Here is a 17,017-nt window from a genome sequence, read left to right as displayed (position 1 = left end):
GGCGCGGCTGGCGATGACGCTCCTTGCGACCGCCAGTTGCCTGGGCAGCGCCGCAGCCGGCGATCTGGCCGATGTGACGTCGCTTCCCGATCAGCCGCCACCCAGCGCCACGCCACAGCCGCAAACGCTGTATCTGGACGTGACCTTGAACCAGGCCGACCGCGGCTTGGCACCATTCGAACTGGTCGACGGGCGGCTACGCGGCTCGGTGGAAACCCTGCGCAAACTCGGCTTCATCCTGGCCGACCGCGTGCCTGGCGAATTGGTCGATCTGGACCGCCTGCCCGACGTGGAAGTGCGCTACGACGCGGCGCTGCAGCGGCTGGCGCTGCAGGCGCCGCTGGCGCAGCTGTCGTTGTCCACCACGGTGCTCAAAGCCGAAGAAGTGGCCCCGCCCAGCGCCACTGCATCGCCCGGCATGCTGCTCAATTACGACCTGTATGCCACCCGCAATGCCGGCGTCAGCAGCGCGTCGCTGGCCACCGAAGTGCGCGCGTTCGGCATCGGGCGCGGCATGGTCGATACCACCGCGGTCTTCCTGGCCTACGATCGCCCCCAGGACAAACGCTGGCGCAGCGAAGCGGTGCGTCTGGACAGTGCCTGGCAGATGGATTTCCCGGACAGCGCCACCAGCCTCAGCGTGGGCGATTTCTATAGCGGCTTTGTCGACTGGAGCCGCTCGATCCGCCTGGGCGGCGTGCAGATCGGCCGCAATTACGCCTTGCAACCGTATCGGGTGCTGACGCCGACGCCGAGCTTTCTCGGCGAAGCGGCAGTGCCTTCCACCGTTGAGCTATATGTGGACGGCTTGCGCCAGTACAGCGGCCAGGTGCCGGCCGGCCCGTTTCAGCTGGCCGCGCAACCGGGCATCAGCGGCACCGGCCAGGCGCAGATCGTGGTGACCGATGCGTTCGGACGCGTGCGTCGGCTGGATTTCGCGTTCTATGGCACACCGCAGTTGCTGGCGCGCGGCATTTCCGAATGGTCGGCCGGCATCGGCCATCTGCGCCGCGACTACGGCGTGCGCTCGTTTTCCTACGACCGACGCCGTGTGGCCAGCGCCACCTTTCGCAAAGGCCTGCGCGACGATTTCACGATCGAAGCGCATGCCGAAACTGGCGGCGGCGTGATCAACGCAGGCGCAGGCGGCGTGTGGCTGCTTGGCGTGGGCGGTGTGGTCAATGCCGCCTACGCGCACAGCCGGATGGACGCGCTACGGGGCGGCCAGTACGTGCTGGGCTACGCCTGGAACAACCGGCGTTTCAACGTCAATCTGGGCAGCCAGCGCACCCATGGCGACTATCGCGACCTGGGCGCATTGCAAGGCGCCCTGCCAGCGCGCGTCAGCGACCGCGCAGCAGTCGGGGTCAACGTCGACCCGATCGGCTCGCTCGGCACCAGCTATGTGCGGCTGAGCTATCCGCAAGGCGATACCTCGCGCTATGCGAGCGTGTTCTGGTCCCGCAGCTTCGGGCGCAACTGGGCGGCCAATCTGTCGGGCAATCAGAATCTGGATGTCTCCAGCGATCGCAGCCTGTACCTGTCGCTGTCGACCACCTTCGGCGAAGTGCGTCAGGCCAGCGCATCGATGCAGCGCAACGGCGAGCGTACCGGCCTGGTGGCCGACGTCAGCCAGCCGCTGCCTGGCGATGGCGATCTGGGCGGCATCGGCTGGCGCCTGCAAGGCCGTGCCGGCGACGACGCCAGCGGCGGGCTGGCCGAACTGGGCTGGTTGAACCGGGTCGGCCGCTACAACCTCGGCGCCGCAACCCAGGATGGCGACAGCTTCGGCTATGCCAGCGCCAGCGGCAGCCTGGTGTGGATGAATGGCCGCACCTTCGCCGCGCGCGATATCCAGGACGCGTTCGCGGTGGTCTCCACCGACGGCCAGCCCGGCATTCCGGTCCGCCTGGAAAACCGCCTGATCGGAGTCACCGACGCGCGCGGCACCCTGCTGGTGACGCCGTTGCAATCGTGGCAGCGCAACCAGCTCTCCATCGACACCTTGAGCCTGCCGGCAGACCTGCGCGTAGACCGTGTCGACACCACGGTGACACCACGCCAGCAATCCGGCGTGGCGGTGCGCTTCGGCATTACCCGCGTGCGCGCCGCCATCATCGTGCTGCACGACGCGCAAGGCGCGCCGCTGCCCGTCGGCAGCGTGGTGCAGCGCGACGGCAGTACCGAACGCGTGGTGGTCGGCTACGACGGCGAAACCTATCTGGACAATCTGCAACGCGACAACCGCATCCTGGTCGACCTGCCCGAGGGCCGTTGCGTTGCGCAGTTCGCGTATCCCGCCGATCCGGGCGGCATTCCGCGGGTGGGGCCGCTGCAGTGCATCCCTGAGCAGACCACGCCATGAGCATGTCCACGCTTTGGCGCCTGATGCTCGCGCTGACGATCGCGATGGTGTGGCTTGGGCCCAGCGAGCGGGCGCACGCAGAGACCACCTGCACCGTCACCCTCGGCACACCGTTGGCATTTGGCAACGTGGCGGCCAACGGCACCACCGATGCAGCGGCAACACTCAACGTTTCCTGCGCGACTGCTGCGCTCAGCGTGCTGGGCTACGTACAAGTCAGCCTCTGCCTGGACCTTGGCCCCGGCAGTGCCAGCAGCGGCGTGTATGCCCCTCGTCGCATGCTCAACTCCACCAGCGACAGCCTGGATTTCCAGATCTACAGCGAGGCAACCCGCACGCAGATCTGGGGCGCCACCGGGTCGGCGGCTCCCTCGCCGCGCACCTTGACACTGTCCTACAACGTGCCGGTGATCACCGGCGGCTCGCAGACCGCCACCATCACCGTGTATGGGCGGATTCCGGCCAACCAGATCCTTTCGGTCGGCAACCACACCAGCAGCTTTGGCGGCGCCGACACCGTGCTGCGCTACTCCTACAACGAAAGCATCATCGGGGTACCCTCGCTGCCGAGCAGTTGCACGGCAGGCGGCACCGGCTCCAAGACTGCCAGCAACGCCTTCCCGTTCACTGCCTCGGCGACCGTGCCGGCACGCTGCAATGCCTACGTCACCACCGATCTGGACTTCGGCAGCATTGCCGGCAGCATCGACGCCGCGATCGATCGCACCTCCACCATCAGCCTGGCCTGCACCAACCGCACCGCTTGGAATATCGGCCTGGACAATGGCAGCAATGCCAGCGGCAGCGTGCGGCGAATGCGTCACGCCAGCAGCGCCAATTACATCAATTACGAGCTCTACAGCAATACCGGTCGCAGTAATCGGTGGGGTACCGTCATCGGGGTGGATACGCTGGCAGGCACCGGCAACGGCACCACCCAGACGGTCACCGTCTATGGCCGTGCGCCGGCCCCACAACTGCCGATTGCCGGCGCCTATACCGACACGGTGACCGTCTCCATCACTTACTGACAGTTAATAAAGTTCGTATCGGGGGCGTCGCTATTCGTTACGTCTCCAATGCAAACGATTGCCTCCATGACGCAGGTCACCTTCCTGAAGCGCTTGGCCCTGGCTGCTCTCGCTTGCGCCGCGACATCTACCGCGGCGAACGCAGCCACCGCGCGGGGGCCGGAAAATTCCACCCTCCACATCGGCCTGCGCCTGCTCAGCGGTTGCGAACTGCGTACCGCGCCGCCGCGCGCCAGTTGCTCCAGGGGCACGCCGATGGCGATCGCCGAGCCGCCCAGCAGCAATGAGGCACCCGCCGTCACCAGCACCGGCCAGGACGCCAGCGCGCTTGCCGGGCCGCTGCCCGCCGGCAGCGCGCGCATCACCACCATTGCGTTCTGAGCATGGCCACTGCTCGCCACCTTCGCGATCTGTTGGCCCGGGTCCTGGCCCTGGGCTGTATGGCAGCAAGCGGCGCCGCCAGTGCTGCCGAGATCGCCATCGCGCCGACCACCGCGCACATCCCGGCCGACAGCGACCAGGCAACGGTCTGGCTCTACAACCAGGCCGCGCAACCATGGCGTGCCGACGCCAAGCTCTACCGCTGGCGCCAGGACGGTGAGCGCGAACTCCTCGAGCCAGCCACCGGCGTCACGATCAGCCCGTCGCACTTCGAAATTCCGTCGCAAGGCCGGCAGCTGTTGCGCGTGATCCGCCTCGGCCCCAGCCCCACGCAGGCCGAAGACAGCTACCGGCTCGTGGTGACCCAGCACGCGATCGGCAACGAGACCGACCTGCTGCGTTATTCCACCCCGGTGTTTGCACAGCCCAGCCAGGCCAGCGCAGCGCAACCGGCGTTGCACGCCAGCCTGGCCGGGCACGGCAGCCAGCGCGCGTTGCGTATCCACAATTCCGGCTCCAGCCATGCGCGCCTGGCCGACCTGGCCTATATCGATGCCGGCGGCACCCGCCGCAATATCCGCGGCGACCTGGCCGGCTACGTCCTCCCCGGCCAGACCCGCCAATGGGCCCTGCCCGCCAACCTGCCCGCAGGCAGCGGCCGCTTCGTGGCGCGTATCAACAGCGATATCGAAAGCACGTTGGCGCTGGAGCCGGGAATCGGGAATTGAGAATTGGGAATGGGTCAAGCCGATTGCGCTAGCTGATCGTGGGCTGGTGAAGGCCCAAGCGAACCAGGCTCTCCGATTCCCGATCCCGATTCCCGATTCCCGCCAATTGCGCCACGCCCACTCGCCAGCTATACTCCGCCGGCTGTTTTGCGTCTCTTGCGCATTGCGTCGTCCACGTCGGACGTCACCGACGAATTCACACCTGCTGCCGCCATCCGCGCCGGGGTGCCCTCACACAGGGTTCGTCGCGGAGGCAACAGGGAAGCCCAACCCCGGAATCGTGTGCGTTTTGATGCGAGCCCCTCGCAACAGCCCGCACATCCATGTGCGGATTTTTCAACAATAAGCCGCGCACGGCGATTCCGCTATCAGGAGTTTTTTCAATGCCCCAAGTCACCATGCGTCAGATGCTGGAAGCCGGCGTCCATTTCGGCCACCAGACCCGCTACTGGAACCCCAAGATGGCGCCGTACATCTTCGGCGCGCGCGGCAAGATCCACATCATCAACCTCGAGAAGACCGTTCCGCTCTTCAACGACGCGATGAACTTCCTCTCCTCGGTTGCGCAGAAGCGCGGCACCGTGCTGTTCCTGGGCACCAAGCGCAGCGCGCGCGAGTCCATCAAGGAAGAAGCCGAGCGTTGCAACATGCCGTTCATGACCCAGCGCTGGCTGGGCGGCACGCTGACCAACTTCCGCACCGTCAAGCAGTCGGTTGCCCGCCTGAAGGAACTGGAAGCCGCTGAAACCGACGGCACCTTCGACAAGCTGGTCAAGCACGAAGTGCTGGGCCTGCGTCGCGAGCGCGAGAAGCTGGACGCCTCGCTCGGTGGCATCAAGGAAATGAACCGCCTGCCCGATGCGATCTTCGTGATCGATATCGGCCATGAAGACATCGCCATCAAGGAAGCCAAGAAGCTCGGCATTCCGGTGATCGCCGTGGTCGACACCAACTACGATCCGGCCCTGGTCGACTACGCCATCCCGGGCAACGACGACGCCATCCGCGCCGTGCAGCTGTACGCACGCGCCGCTGCCGACGCCGTGCTGGAAGGCAAGGCGGCTGCGCCGAACTCCGCTTCGGTGCGCGAAGAAGAGTTCTCGGCCGAGTCCGCCGACGAAGGCAAGGGCCGTCGCGCTCCGGCCAAGAAGGGCGACAAGAAGGCTGACGCCGCCGAGTAATCGGCGTGCAATGCGGCCGCACCATGCTGTGCGGCCGCAGTCCCGACGGCGCCCTCGCGCTCCGTCGCTGAGGCTACTGCATACATCTACGGGGGCGGCGGCATGCCGCACCGTCTCCTACTGGCGGAATCGCTTCCGCCGCACGCATTCGTCCATATGAGGTAATTCCATGGAAATCACTGCTTCCCTGGTCAAGGAACTGCGCGAGCGCACCGGCGCCGGCATGATGGAGTGCAAGAAGGCACTCGTCGAAAACGCAGGCGACATCGACGCCGCGGCCGAGTGGCTGCGCAAGTCGGGCCTGGCCAAGGCCGACAAGAAGGCTGACCGCGTCGCCGCCGAAGGCCGCATCGCCACCGCCCAGGCCGGCGGCAAGGCCGTGCTGGTCGAAGTCAACTCCGAGACCGACTTCGTCGCCAAGGACGAGAACTTCCTGGCCTTCACCGAGGTCGTGGCCAATGCCGCACTGAACTCGAACGCTGCCGATGCCGAAGCGCTCAAGAGCGTCAAGCTCGACAGCGGCGAGACCATCGAAGAGCGTCGCGCTGCGGTGATCGCCAAGGTCGGCGAAAACCTGCAGGTGCGTCGCCTGGTCCGTATCGACAGCGCCAACAACGTCGCGGCCTATGTGCACGGCGGCCGTATCGGCGTGCTGGTCGAACTGAAGGGTGGCGACATCGAGCTGGCGCGCGGCATCGCCATGCACATTGCGGCGATGAACCCGCCGCACGTCAAGGCCTCCGACGTTCCGGCCGAATTCGTTGCCAAGGAAAAGGAAATCGAACTGGCCAAGATGTCCGAAAAGGACAAGGCCAAGCCGGCCGAGATCCTGGAAAAGATCATCAGCGGCAAGATCAGCAAGATCGTCAACGAAGTGACGCTGTACGGCCAGCCGTACGTGCTCAACACCGACCAGACCGTCGAGCAGGCAGTCAAGGCCGCCGGCGCCGACGTGATCGGCTTCCAGCGCCTGGCCGTTGGCGAAGGCATCGAGAAGGTGGTGGAAGACTACGCCGCCGAAGTGATGAAGCAGGCCGGCCTGGCCTGATCTTCCCCGCTCGGAAAAAGCCGCGGCATGCCGCGGCTTTTTTTTTTGCCTGTCGCTCGCGCATCCGCACACTGGCGCGAACCTGAAGCGAACGCATCCGGCACGGCGGCAAGCGGCCTCAACTCTACAGATGTCATCGGCATTGCCGTTACCTGAAGATGCCGACCAGGTTCTGGCGTTCCATCACGCATGTTTTGTGGCGCGGCGATGGCGGAGCATGGCGCGCCCTACTCAACGACCGCAGCTGTATGCTTGTGGCCACTGTTGGCGATGACTCATGCAACCAGATCTCCAGGCCGCCCTGCACTACTGCCGTAACCTGCCCTCGCCGCCCGGCGTTGCGTTGCGCATCATCGAACTTGCGCAGGATCCGGACGTGGACATGACCACCACGGCCAAGGTCATCGGCATGGACATGGCATTGAGCGCACGTATGCTGCGGGTGGCCAATTCGCCGCTCTACGCCAGTCGCCGCCGCATCGACAATCTCGGCCAGGCGCTGACCATGCTCGGCCTCAACGCGACCTTGAGCCTGGCACTGGGCTTTTCGATGGTGCACGGCGTGCGCAGCACCTTCATCGCCCACCCCTTGCACGAGCGCATCTGGCGCCGCGCCGGCCTATGCGCGCTGGCCAGTCGCATCCTCGGCCAGGCCTACGGCATTCGCAAACCCGAAGAATTGATGCTGGCGGGCCTGCTGCAGGACATCGGCAAGCTGGCCCTGCTGCAGGGCGCGCCCGATCTGTACGGGCCGCTGCTGGAACAGGCCGCCGACAACACCGCGCTGCTGGTTGCCGAACGCGAACAGCTGGGCGCCACGCATGCCGAAATCGGCGCCTGGCTGGCGCATCAGTGGCAGCTGCCGCCGTATCTGCAGAATGCGATTGCGCAGAGCGAAGAAGAACCGGCAGGCCTGGAACCGTTCATGGCCTGCGTGGCGCTATCCGGGCGCCTGGCCGATATCTGGCTCTCGGCCAGTGCGGTCACTGCAACCGAACATGCGCAGCAGCAGGCGCAGGACGTGCTGGAGCTCGATGCCGAACGCTTCGAAAAAGTGATCGAACGCATCGCCGAATCGCTGCCGGAACTGGAGGCGCTGTTCGACATCCGCGTGCCGCAGCCCGAGCACATCCAGATGATCTTCGAGCAGGCGCGTGAACTGGCGATGCTGCGCAGCCTGCGCGAATTGCAGGACGTGGCCGAAGCGCGCCGGCATGCCGACGAATCGGAAAACCGCATGCGTCACCTGGCCGAACAGGCCAGCCGCGATGCGTTGACCGGGGTATTCAATCGGCATCAGCTCGGTACCGCGCTGACGCATGAGTTCGAACTGGCCTCGCGCCAGGGCTGGCCGCTGTCGATCGCCTTCATCGACCTGGACGAGTTCAAGCGCGTCAACGATGCGCACGGACATCTGGTCGGCGATGAAGTGTTGCGCAATTTCGCGCAAACGCTGCAACGCATGGTGCGCACCAGCGACCTGGTGGCGCGCTACGGCGGCGAAGAATTCCTGGTGATCCTGCCCAATACACCTGCCGATGCGGCGCTGATGGTGATCGAACGCATCCTGGCCGAAACCGCGCGTACGCCGATGGCGCAACTGCAGGGCGGCCCATTGCACATCACCTTCTCTGCGGGTCTTGCCACGCACGGCGGTGCCGAGCGCCAGTTCGACAGCATCGACCATTTGTTGCAGGCCGCCGACAGCACGCTGTATCGCTCCAAGCATCGCGGCCGCAACCGCGTCACCGCGTACGATGCGACCGATGTACCAACGCCGCCGAACCCGCGCGCGCATTGAGCAACCGGTCACGCCACTGCCAACAAAGGAATTTTTACCACGCCAGGTGACAGGCTTCCGCTAGAATTGCCGGCGTTTGCCGATCCCCCACCCCCGAGGTTTCCCCATGTCCGAACTTTCCTATCGCCGCATTCTTCTCAAACTTTCCGGGGAGGCGCTGATGGGGGACGGGGATTACGGCATCGACCCCAAGGTCATCAATCGCCTGGCGCATGAAGTGATCGAAGCCCAGCAGGCCGGCGCGCAGGTGGCGCTGGTGATCGGCGGTGGCAACATCTTCCGCGGCGCCGGCCTGGCTGCCAGCGGCATGGACCGCGTCACCGGCGACCACATGGGCATGCTGGCCACGGTGATCAACGCGCTGGCGATGCAGGATGCGCTGGAAAAGCTCGGCGCCAAGGTGCGCGTGATGAGCGCCATCAAGATCAACGATGTCTGCGAAGACTTCATCCGTCGCCGTGCGATCCGTCACCTGGAGAAGGGCCGCATCGCGATCTTCGCCGCCGGCACCGGCAACCCGTTCTTCACCACCGACTCGGGCGCAGCGCTGCGCGCGATCGAGATCGGTGCCGACCTGCTGCTCAAGGCAACCAAGGTCGACGGCGTGTACGACAAGGACCCGAAGAAGCACACCGATGCGGTGCGCTACGACAGCCTGACCTACGACCAGGTGATCCTGCAGGGCCTGGAAGTGATGGATACCGCCGCCTTCGCACTGGCGCGCGACAGCGACCTGCCGCTGCGCATCTTCGGCATGAGCGAACCGGGCGTGCTGCTGCGCATCCTGCACGGCGAGCAGATCGGCACGTTGGTGCAGGGCCGCAGCTGAGGTCGGGAATCGGGATTGGGGAATCGCAAGAGCGCACGGCCGCAGGCTGCACAGCGATCTCCAACCCGGCGCCCGGCGTGAAAAGGGCGCCAGGTGAACCGGCTGCGCGGGTGCTGACGGCCCGCGAGTCGTGAAACCCCAGTCCCGGCTATAATCCCCGGATTCAGCTCCACACGGATTCCGGCGATGCTCACCCAGATCAAACAAGACGCGCAGACGCGCATGACCAAGAGCATCGATGCTCTGCGCCATTCCCTCACCACCATCCGCACCGGCCGTGCCTCGCCGGCGCTGCTGGACGGCATCAAGGTCAAGGCCTACGGCGCCGATACGCCCCTGAATCAGGTTGCCAGCATCAGCGTGTCCGAAGGCCGCTCGCTGGTCATCAGCCTGTTCGACAAGGGCATGATCAAGGACGTGGAAAAAGCCATTTACGCTTCGGATCTTGGCCTGACCCCGACCGTGGTCGGCACCGTGATCCGCCTGAACCTGCCGCCGCTGACCGAGGAGCGCCGCAAGGAGCTCAGCAAGTCCGTGCATGGCGAGGGCGAAGACAGCAAGGTCGCCATTCGCAACATCCGCCGCGACGCCAACCAGCAGGTCAAGGATCTGCTCAAGGACAAGGCCGTCACCGAAGACGAAGCCCGCAGCGCCGAGGACGATATCCAGAAGCTCACCGACAAGGCCATCAAGGACGTGGATGAGGTCGTCAAGGGCAAGGAACAGGAATTGATGACGGTCTGATCGTGGCATCGCCTGCCATGCATCCAGTCCCTTCTGCTGCTGTGCCGCGCCACATCGCCATCATCATGGATGGCAATGGGCGTTGGGCGCAGCGTCGGCGGCGTCCGCGCATGATCGGCCATCGCGCCGGCGCGCGCGCGGTCAATCGCACGATCGATTTCTGCCTTGAAAAAGGCGTGTCGGCGCTGACCCTGTTCGCGTTTTCCAGTGAAAACTGGGGCCGTCCGCAGGATGAGGTCGACGCGCTGATGAAGCTGTTCCTGCATGCGCTCGACCGCGAGGTCGAAGAACTGCAGCGACGTGGCGTGCAGGTGCGCTTCATCGGCGACCGCAGCCGCTTTGCCGCACTATTGCGCGAGCGCATGGCCGGCGCCGAGCGCAGCACCGCAACGAACTCGCGGCTGGTGCTGAGCATCGCAGCCAGCTACGGCGGCCGCCAGGACATCGCAGCGGCTGCCCGCGCATTGGCCGAAGACGTCGCTGCAGGCCGCCTGCAGCCAGAGCAGATCGACGAAGCGCTGCTGTCCAGCCGGGTCGCCCTGGCCGACCTGCCCGCACCGGACCTGTTCATCCGCACCGGTGGCGACACCCGCATCAGCAATTTCCTGTTGTGGCAGCTGGCTTACACCGAGCTGTGGTTCACCGAAACCCTGTGGCCGGAGTTCGATGCCGGCGTGCTGCAGCAAGCGCTGGACGACTTTGCCGGGCGTGAACGCCGCTTCGGCCTGACCAGCGCACAGATCGCCGACAAGGCGACGGAGAGCTCCTCCGCATGACCAAGACTCGCGTGATTGCCGCGCTGATCATGGCGCCGCTCGCGATTTGCGCGATCGTGCTGCTGCCCACCCAATGGCTGGCAGCGCTGGCGGCGGTCCTGTTCCTGACCGGCCTGTGGGAGTGGCTCAAGCTCTCCGGGATCGACGACAGCCTGCCGCGCACCGTGCTTTTGACGCTCAACCTGCTGCTGATGGTGCTGATGGTGTGGGCCTCGGCCGGCTCGATGGTGCTGTTCCAGATTGCGTCGCTGGTCGGCGTGGCGTGGTGGCTGTTGGCGCTGCTGTGGCTGCGCTTTTTCACCTTCGGCGCCGATCATGGCAACGGCCAGGCGCGCGCACTCAAGCTGGCCGCCGGCACCCTGGCGGTGCTGCCGGCATGGGCAGCGCTGGTGCTGCTGCATGCCAGCCCGGACAAGGGCAACCTGTGGTTGCTGACCGCGCTGACCATGGTGTGGGCGGCTGACTCCGGTGCCTACTTCGCCGGCCGCGCGTTCGGCAAACACAAGCTGGCGCCGCGGGTCAGCCCCAACAAGACCATCGAAGGGTTGCTCGGAGGCCTGCTCGCCGGCATTGCGGTTGCCTGCGCGTTCGGCTGGCTGGCCGGGCTGACGCTGGCACATGTGCCGCAGCTGGTGCTGGTCTCCGCACTGGCGGTGCTGGCATCGGTGCTGGGCGACCTGTTCGAAAGCCTGCTCAAGCGCCACGCCGGCGCCAAGGACTCGGGCACGCTGATTCCGGGCCATGGCGGCGTGCTGGACCGCATCGATGGCGTGCTCGCTGCCCTGCCGGTGTTCGCACTCGGCAAGGAAATTCTCGGATTCTAGGCATGGCTGGCTCCTCTCTCCGTCAGGTCGCCGTGTTCGGCGCCACCGGCTCGATCGGCGCATCGGCACTGGACGTGATCGCGCGTCACCCCGAGCGGCTGCGCGCCAGCGTGCTGTCGGCCGGCAGCAAGGTCGATGAGCTGCTGGCGCTGTGCGCCACCCACCGGCCTGCGCATGCGGTGATTGCCGATGCAGCGCTGTATCCCGCGCTGCGCGATGGCCTGCGCGCGCTGGGCGTGGCGACCCAGGCGCACGCCGGCGCCGAGGCGTTGGACGCACTGGCGAGCGGCGATGCGTGCGACACCGTGGTGGCGGCGATCGTGGGTGCGGCCGGGCTGCCGTCTACGCTGGCGGCAGCGCGCGCCGGCAAGCGTCTGTTGCTGGCCAACAAGGAATCGCTGGTGCTGGCCGGCGAGCTGCTGACCCGCACCGCAGCCGCCGCCGGCGCTGAAATCATTCCGATCGACAGCGAACACAGCGCCATCTTCCAGTGCCTGCGCTCCTGCGACGCCAGCCGCGGCGTGCGCCGGGTCATCCTGACTGCCTCCGGTGGCCCGTTCCGCGGCCGCGACCGCGCGGCACTGGCCGCAGTCACGCCCGCGCAGGCAGTGGCGCATCCCAAGTGGTCGATGGGCCCGAAGATCTCGGTGGATTCGGCAACCCTGATGAACAAGGGCCTGGAAGTCATCGAGGCGCATCACCTGTTCGGACTGCCGGGCGAGCAGATCGATGTGCTGGTGCATCCGCAGAGCCTGGTGCATTCGCTGGTGGAATTCGTCGACGGCTCCACGCTTGCCCAGCTTGGCCTGCCAGACATGCGCACCACCTTGGCGGTAGGCTTGGCCTGGCCGGAGCGGGTCGACTCCGGCGTCGGCGGGCTGGACCTGCTTCGCCAGGGCCGGCTGGATTTCGAGGCCCCCGACACCGCCGCGTTCCCATGTCTGCGCCTGGCCTGGGACGCGTTACGGGCCGGCGGCACCGCCCCGGCAATCCTGAACGCGGCCAATGAAGTGGCTGTTTCAGCCTTTCTTCAGGGCCAGGTGGGTTTCCTAGCGATCCCTGCGTTGGTCGAACACACACTGACAACGCTCCCGCGGCACAATGCCGATTCCCTCGACACCCTGCTTTTTGCCGATGCGCAAGCCCGGCAAATCACTGAACGCGCCCTCGCCCACCACGCCCTTCATGCCTGATCGTTCCACGCACGCGAGCTGCACACATGGGTGATTTCATCGGTTCGGTCTGGTGGATGATCGTCAGCCTGGGCGTGTTGGTGACCTTTCACGAATTCGGGCATTTCTGGGTCGCGCGGCGCTGCGGCGTCAAGGTGCTGCGCTTTTCGGTGGGCTTCGGCAAACCGCTGTGGATGCGCCGCGACCGCCACGGCACCGAGTTCGTGGTTGCCGCGATTCCGCTGGGCGGCTACGTCAAAATGCTCGACGAGCGCGAAGGCGACGTGCATCCGGCCGAGCAGGACCAAGCCTTCAATCGCAAGACCGTGTGGCAGCGCATCGCGATCGTCGCAGCCGGTCCCATTGCCAACCTGTTGCTGTGCATGGCGATGCTGTGGGCGATGTTCGTGGTAGGCAAGCAGGATTATTCGGCAACCATTGGTCGGGCCGATGGCCTGGCCGCCGAGGCCGGGCTGGGCCCGGGCGAGCGCATCGTGCGCATCGACGGTCGCAGCGTGAGCAGCTGGAGCGATGCCAGCATGCAGCTCACCACTGCGGCAATGGACAGGCGCGATGTCCGCGTCCTGACCACCTCTGACACTGCGGGCAGCAGTAAGCACACCTTGCGCTTGTCGCAGCTGCCGCTCGGTTTCGACGAACGCCGCGTGGCCGCACTGGCCGGCATCGGCTGGCAGTTCATGCTGCAGCCACCGGTGATTGCCGAAGTGGTGAAGGGCTCGGTGGCCGATGGCCTGCTCAAGCCGGGCGACCGCATCGTGGCCATCGACGGCCAGCCGATCCGCTCGGCCGAAGACATCATTCCGCAAGTGCAGGCGTTGGGCGCCCACGGCGGGCCGGGCATGATCGAGGTGGCGCGCGGCGAAGACCGGCTGGCGCTGGAGATTGCCCCGCGCAAGTCGCCGCAGGGCCAATGGATGATCGGCGTGCGTCCGGCCGCCGCGCCGGCTCCGGAATACGACAGCCGCCAGCAGTACGGGCTGTTCGCCGCCGTGCCGGCTGCGATCCGCGAAACCGGTCGGATGACCGCCGACTCGCTGGGCATGATGAAGCGCATGCTGACCGGCCAGGCCTCGGTCAAGAACATCTCCGGCCCGGTCACCATTGCGCGTGCCGCCAACGCCTCGGCCGAACGCGGGCTCGACTGGTTCCTGTACTTCCTCGGATTGCTGTCGCTCAGCCTTGCGATCATCAACCTGATGCCCATCCCGATCTTGGACGGTGGGCATCTGCTGTATTACCTTATCGAGTTGATCAAGGGCAGCCCGATCAGCGAACGGGCCATGATTGCCGGACAATACGTCGGCCTGGCGGTCCTGGCCGGGTTGATGGGACTGGCGTTCTACAACGACATCCTCGGCCTGGTTCCACGATGAAGCTGCTCCACTCTTTCCGCCTGTTGTCGTCGTCATACGCCGGCATCCAGCAACACCCGAATACGACTCCAACCGGATGTGACATGACGCGTCTTCCCACTCGCCGCCTGCTTGCCCTCGCTCTTGCCGCCGGCCTCAGCCTGCCGGCCGTTGCTCTGGCCGTCGAGCCGTTCGTTGCCAGCGACATCCGCGTCGACGGCCTGCAGCGCATCGCCTCCGGCACCGTATTCACCTATCTGCCGGTGAACCGCGGCGACACCGTGGACGATGCCAAGGTGGCCGACGCGATCCGTGCGCTCTACCGCACCGGCTTCTTCGAGGACGTGCAGCTGGACCGCCAGGGCAACATCCTGGTGATCACGGTCAAGGAGCGCCCGGCGATCAACAAGCTCACCGTGACCGGCAACAAGGACATCAAGTCCGAGGAACTGCTCAAGGGCCTGGGTGACATCGGCCTGTCCGAGGGCGGCACCTTCGATCGCCTGAGCCTGGACCGCGTGACCCAGGAACTGACCCGCCAGTACAACAACCGCGGCAAGTACAACGTGGAAATCACCCCGACGGTGAGCCCGCTGGACCGTAACCGCGTCGACGTGGCCATCGCGATCAAGGAAGGCAAGGCGGCCAAGATCCGCCACGTCAACCTGATCGGTACGGAAAAGTTCGCCAACGAGGACATCCTGGACAACTGGGAATCCAAGGAGCACAACTGGGCCTCGTGGTACCGCCGCGACGACCAGTACTCCAAGGAAAAGATGTCCGGCGACCTGGAAAAGCTCAACTCCTGGTACCTGGACCGCGGCTATGTCGACTTCAGCATCGACTCCACCCAGGTCTCGATCAGCCCCGACAAGCGCGATATGTTCATCAGCGCCGGCGTCACCGAGGGCGAGCAGTACAAGATTTCCGAAATCAAGGTGACCGGCGACACCGTGCTGCCGCAGGCCGACATCGAGCGCCTGGTGATCCCCAAGGCCGGCGACATCTTCTCGCGTGCATTGCTGGAGTACACCTCCGATGCGATCACCAACACGCTGAGCAACGTCGGCTACGCGTTCGCCAAGGTCAACCCGATCCCGACGCCGAACCGCGAAGACCGCACCGTGGCAGTGAACCTGCAGGTGGTGCCCGGCCCGCGCGTGACAGTGCGCCGCATCCTCTACAAGGGCAACAGCCGCACCTCCGACGAGGTCTTGCGCCGCGAAATGCGCCAGTTCGAAAACACCTGGTATTCGCAGGCGGCGATCGACCGTTCCAAGATCCGTCTGCAGCGGTTGGGCTACTTCGAAAGCGTGGACGTGGAAACACCCGCGGTGCCTGGCAGCAACGACCAGGTCGACGTGGTCTACAACGTCAAGGAGACCACCTCCGGCAGCTTCGTGTTCGGCCTGGGCTACTCGCAGAGCTTCGGTGTGACCACCTCGGTGCAGTTGTCGCAGAACAACTTCCTGGGCGGCGGTAACCGCGTGGCAGTGGAGGCTTCGCGCAGCAGCTATCAGCAGCGCTACGCGTTCTCCTACACCAATCCGTTCTTTACCGACGACGGCGTGTCGCTGGGCTACAACCTGTCCTGGCGCGCGCTCGATTACTCGGACTTCAATACCGCACAGTTCAACAGCAAGAATGGCTCGGCGCAGGTGGTGTTCGGCGTGCCGATTACCGAAAACGACACCGTCTCGGCGATGGTGGGTATCGACAGCAACCAGATCACGACCTTCGCGGGCACCACACCGCAGGCGATCATCGACTACATCAATGCGATCGGCACGCGCACCTTCCATGCCTGGCGCACGGAGCTGGGCTGGGCACGCGACACCCGCAACGACTTCTTCATGCCGACCCGCGGCATGTACCAACGCGTGGGCCTGGAGACCACCCTGCCCGGCTCCACGGTCGAGTACTACAAGCTCAATTACCAGATCTCCAACTACTGGCCGATCATTCCGGCGCTGGTGTTGAACACGCGCTTCGAACTGGGCTACGGCGACAGTTACGGGAAGGACAGCACCCGCGTGCTGACCAACCCGGATGGCAGCACCCGCACGGTCACCGCCACCGGCCTGCCGTTCTACGAGAACTTCTACGCCGGCGGCACCAATTCGGTCCGTGGCTTCGAAGACAACACCCTGGGCCCGCGCTCGGAAGCGATCAATGGCTTTACCCGTGGCCAGCCGCTGGGTGGCTCGTTCAAGACGGTGGGCTCGGTGGAAATGTATTTCCCCAAGCTGTTCGACAGCCCGTCGGCGCGCGTTTCGGCATTCGTCGACTTCGGCAACGTGTACAACGGGGTGGACAACTTCAAGGCCAACGAGTTGCGCGCCTCTACCGGTGTGGCGCTGTTGTGGCGCGCGCCTGTCGGCCCCATTTCGATCAGCTATGCATTCCCGCTGAAGAAGGAAGACAACGACGAGATCGAGCGTCTGCAGTTCACCTTCGGCGGCCAGTTCTAAGATTGGCACGCGAAACAATGGCGGCCCGGACGCCCGGGCCGCCATTGTTGTTTGAACACCCTGGTATGAAACAGCTTTAGAAGTAGTTGTTCCAGACATTGCCCAGGCAGGTGGCGGTGGCGCCCCAATCGGATGCGTCCACGCATTGCACCTGCTGGTCCCAGAAGCTCAGCGCGTTGGTGCGCTGCTGCGCGAAATCGTCGGCCGATGCACTGGTGACTGCGCCCAGCAGGATCACGCTACCGAAAATGGAGAGAACAGTTTTCATATGTTTCTTCCTGGGTTAGCCGCAT

At 65.4% G+C, this 17,017-nt stretch carries 15 protein-coding genes; 14 read left to right on the top strand and 1 reads right to left on the bottom strand.

All coding sequences use genetic code 11. The features are described 5' to 3' along the window. Positions 1-13 precede the first annotated feature (13 nt). The 14 genes from ACCQ15_RS07155 to bamA all read left to right on the top strand — a co-directional run bounded on the left by ACCQ15_RS07155 (position 14) and on the right by bamA (position 16,724). A complete protein-coding gene (locus ACCQ15_RS07155; protein WP_122273112.1) occupies positions 14-2,365 on the top strand; it encodes a fimbria/pilus outer membrane usher protein in 2,352 nt (783 codons plus the stop codon). After that, positions 2,362-3,396, top strand: coding sequence for a Csu type fimbrial protein (locus tag ACCQ15_RS07150; protein ID WP_372381370.1), 1,035 nt, complete (start codon positions 2,362-2,364; stop codon positions 3,394-3,396). Before ACCQ15_RS07155 ends, ACCQ15_RS07150 begins: the two co-directional genes overlap by 4 nt. A 48-nt stretch (positions 3,397-3,444) precedes the next feature. Further along, a complete protein-coding gene (locus ACCQ15_RS07145) occupies positions 3,445-3,777 on the top strand; it encodes a hypothetical protein (RefSeq protein WP_031421854.1) in 333 nt (110 codons plus the stop codon). A 2-nt stretch (positions 3,778-3,779) separates the two neighbouring features. Continuing rightward, on the top strand, positions 3,780-4,505 hold the full coding sequence (locus ACCQ15_RS07140) for a fimbrial biogenesis chaperone (RefSeq protein WP_057680907.1): 726 nt from the start codon (positions 3,780-3,782) through the stop codon (positions 4,503-4,505). Between the two features lie 383 nt (positions 4,506-4,888). Then, on the top strand, positions 4,889-5,686 hold the full coding sequence (gene rpsB / locus ACCQ15_RS07135) for a 30S ribosomal protein S2 (RefSeq protein ID WP_011346896.1): 798 nt from the start codon (positions 4,889-4,891) through the stop codon (positions 5,684-5,686). Between the two features lie 169 nt (positions 5,687-5,855). Then, positions 5,856-6,734, top strand: coding sequence for a translation elongation factor Ts (gene tsf, locus ACCQ15_RS07130; RefSeq protein ID WP_014089751.1), 879 nt, complete (start codon positions 5,856-5,858; stop codon positions 6,732-6,734). Between the two features lie 277 nt (positions 6,735-7,011). Then, the gene (locus tag ACCQ15_RS07125; protein WP_109298606.1) at positions 7,012-8,535 is read left to right on the top strand and encodes a sensor domain-containing diguanylate cyclase; all 1,524 of its coding nucleotides are present in this window, start codon (positions 7,012-7,014) and stop codon (positions 8,533-8,535) included. 106 nt (positions 8,536-8,641) lie between these two features. Further along, positions 8,642-9,364 carry a UMP kinase gene (gene pyrH, locus ACCQ15_RS07120; RefSeq protein ID WP_005911727.1) on the top strand — a complete coding sequence of 241 codons (723 nt, stop codon included), beginning with the start codon at positions 8,642-8,644 and terminating at the stop codon, positions 9,362-9,364. Positions 9,365-9,550: 186 nt separating this feature from the next. Next, positions 9,551-10,108: a ribosome recycling factor gene (frr, locus tag ACCQ15_RS07115; protein WP_005921623.1), complete on the top strand. Its 558-nt coding sequence runs from the start codon at positions 9,551-9,553 to the stop codon at positions 10,106-10,108. A gap of 17 nt (positions 10,109-10,125) precedes the next feature. Further along, positions 10,126-10,884, top strand: coding sequence for a polyprenyl diphosphate synthase (uppS, locus tag ACCQ15_RS07110; protein WP_372381369.1), 759 nt, complete (start codon positions 10,126-10,128; stop codon positions 10,882-10,884). Next, positions 10,881-11,708 (top strand): phosphatidate cytidylyltransferase, encoded by an 828-nt coding sequence (locus tag ACCQ15_RS07105; protein ID WP_011346893.1) that lies wholly within the window; start codon positions 10,881-10,883, stop codon positions 11,706-11,708. The genes uppS and ACCQ15_RS07105 overlap by 4 nt, the downstream gene beginning before the upstream one ends. 2 nt (positions 11,709-11,710) lie before the next feature. Then, positions 11,711-12,901, top strand: a complete 1,191-nt coding sequence (locus ACCQ15_RS07100) for a 1-deoxy-D-xylulose-5-phosphate reductoisomerase (RefSeq protein WP_031421851.1) — start codon at positions 11,711-11,713, stop codon at positions 12,899-12,901. Between the two features lie 26 nt (positions 12,902-12,927). Beyond that, the gene (gene rseP, locus ACCQ15_RS07095; RefSeq protein ID WP_372381368.1) at positions 12,928-14,274 is read left to right on the top strand and encodes an RIP metalloprotease RseP; all 1,347 of its coding nucleotides are present in this window, start codon (positions 12,928-12,930) and stop codon (positions 14,272-14,274) included. A gap of 83 nt (positions 14,275-14,357) precedes the next feature. Then, positions 14,358-16,724: an outer membrane protein assembly factor BamA gene (bamA, locus tag ACCQ15_RS07090; RefSeq protein WP_008578281.1), complete on the top strand. Its 2,367-nt coding sequence runs from the start codon at positions 14,358-14,360 to the stop codon at positions 16,722-16,724. A gap of 76 nt (positions 16,725-16,800) precedes the next feature. Here the strand turns inward: bamA and ACCQ15_RS07085 are convergent, their stop codons facing one another. Beyond that, positions 16,801-16,992, bottom strand: a complete 192-nt coding sequence (locus ACCQ15_RS07085; protein ID WP_005911715.1) for a hypothetical protein — start codon at positions 16,990-16,992, stop codon at positions 16,801-16,803. Positions 16,993-17,017 lie beyond the last annotated feature (25 nt).

Origin of the sequence: Xanthomonas sp. NCPPB 1754, assembly GCF_041475725.2 — a bacterium.
In the GTDB taxonomy this organism is placed as follows: domain Bacteria; phylum Pseudomonadota; class Gammaproteobacteria; order Xanthomonadales; family Xanthomonadaceae; genus Xanthomonas; species Xanthomonas euvesicatoria.
This window is presented reverse-complemented; position numbering and strand designations above follow the sequence as displayed.

Coding starts and splice junctions, on each gene's coding strand:
- rseP (WP_372381368.1), top strand. CDS start 12,928: ATGGGTGATTTCATCGGTTCGGTCTGGTGGATGATCGTCAGCCTGGGC.
- rpsB (WP_011346896.1), top strand. CDS start 4,889: ATGCCCCAAGTCACCATGCGTCAGATGCTGGAAGCCGGCGTCCATTTC.
- ACCQ15_RS07150 (WP_372381370.1), top strand. CDS start 2,362: ATGAGCATGTCCACGCTTTGGCGCCTGATGCTCGCGCTGACGATCGCG.
- pyrH (WP_005911727.1), top strand. CDS start 8,642: ATGTCCGAACTTTCCTATCGCCGCATTCTTCTCAAACTTTCCGGGGAG.
- ACCQ15_RS07145 (WP_031421854.1), top strand. CDS start 3,445: ATGCAAACGATTGCCTCCATGACGCAGGTCACCTTCCTGAAGCGCTTG.
- bamA (WP_008578281.1), top strand. CDS start 14,358: ATGACGCGTCTTCCCACTCGCCGCCTGCTTGCCCTCGCTCTTGCCGCC.
- tsf (WP_014089751.1), top strand. CDS start 5,856: ATGGAAATCACTGCTTCCCTGGTCAAGGAACTGCGCGAGCGCACCGGC.
- ACCQ15_RS07085 (WP_005911715.1), bottom strand. CDS start 16,992: ATGAAAACTGTTCTCTCCATTTTCGGTAGCGTGATCCTGCTGGGCGCA.
- frr (WP_005921623.1), top strand. CDS start 9,551: ATGCTCACCCAGATCAAACAAGACGCGCAGACGCGCATGACCAAGAGC.
- ACCQ15_RS07125 (WP_109298606.1), top strand. CDS start 7,012: ATGCAACCAGATCTCCAGGCCGCCCTGCACTACTGCCGTAACCTGCCC.
- ACCQ15_RS07100 (WP_031421851.1), top strand. CDS start 11,711: ATGGCTGGCTCCTCTCTCCGTCAGGTCGCCGTGTTCGGCGCCACCGGC.
- uppS (WP_372381369.1), top strand. CDS start 10,126: ATGCATCCAGTCCCTTCTGCTGCTGTGCCGCGCCACATCGCCATCATC.
- ACCQ15_RS07155 (WP_122273112.1), top strand. CDS start 14: ATGACGCTCCTTGCGACCGCCAGTTGCCTGGGCAGCGCCGCAGCCGGC.
- ACCQ15_RS07140 (WP_057680907.1), top strand. CDS start 3,780: ATGGCCACTGCTCGCCACCTTCGCGATCTGTTGGCCCGGGTCCTGGCC.
- ACCQ15_RS07105 (WP_011346893.1), top strand. CDS start 10,881: ATGACCAAGACTCGCGTGATTGCCGCGCTGATCATGGCGCCGCTCGCG.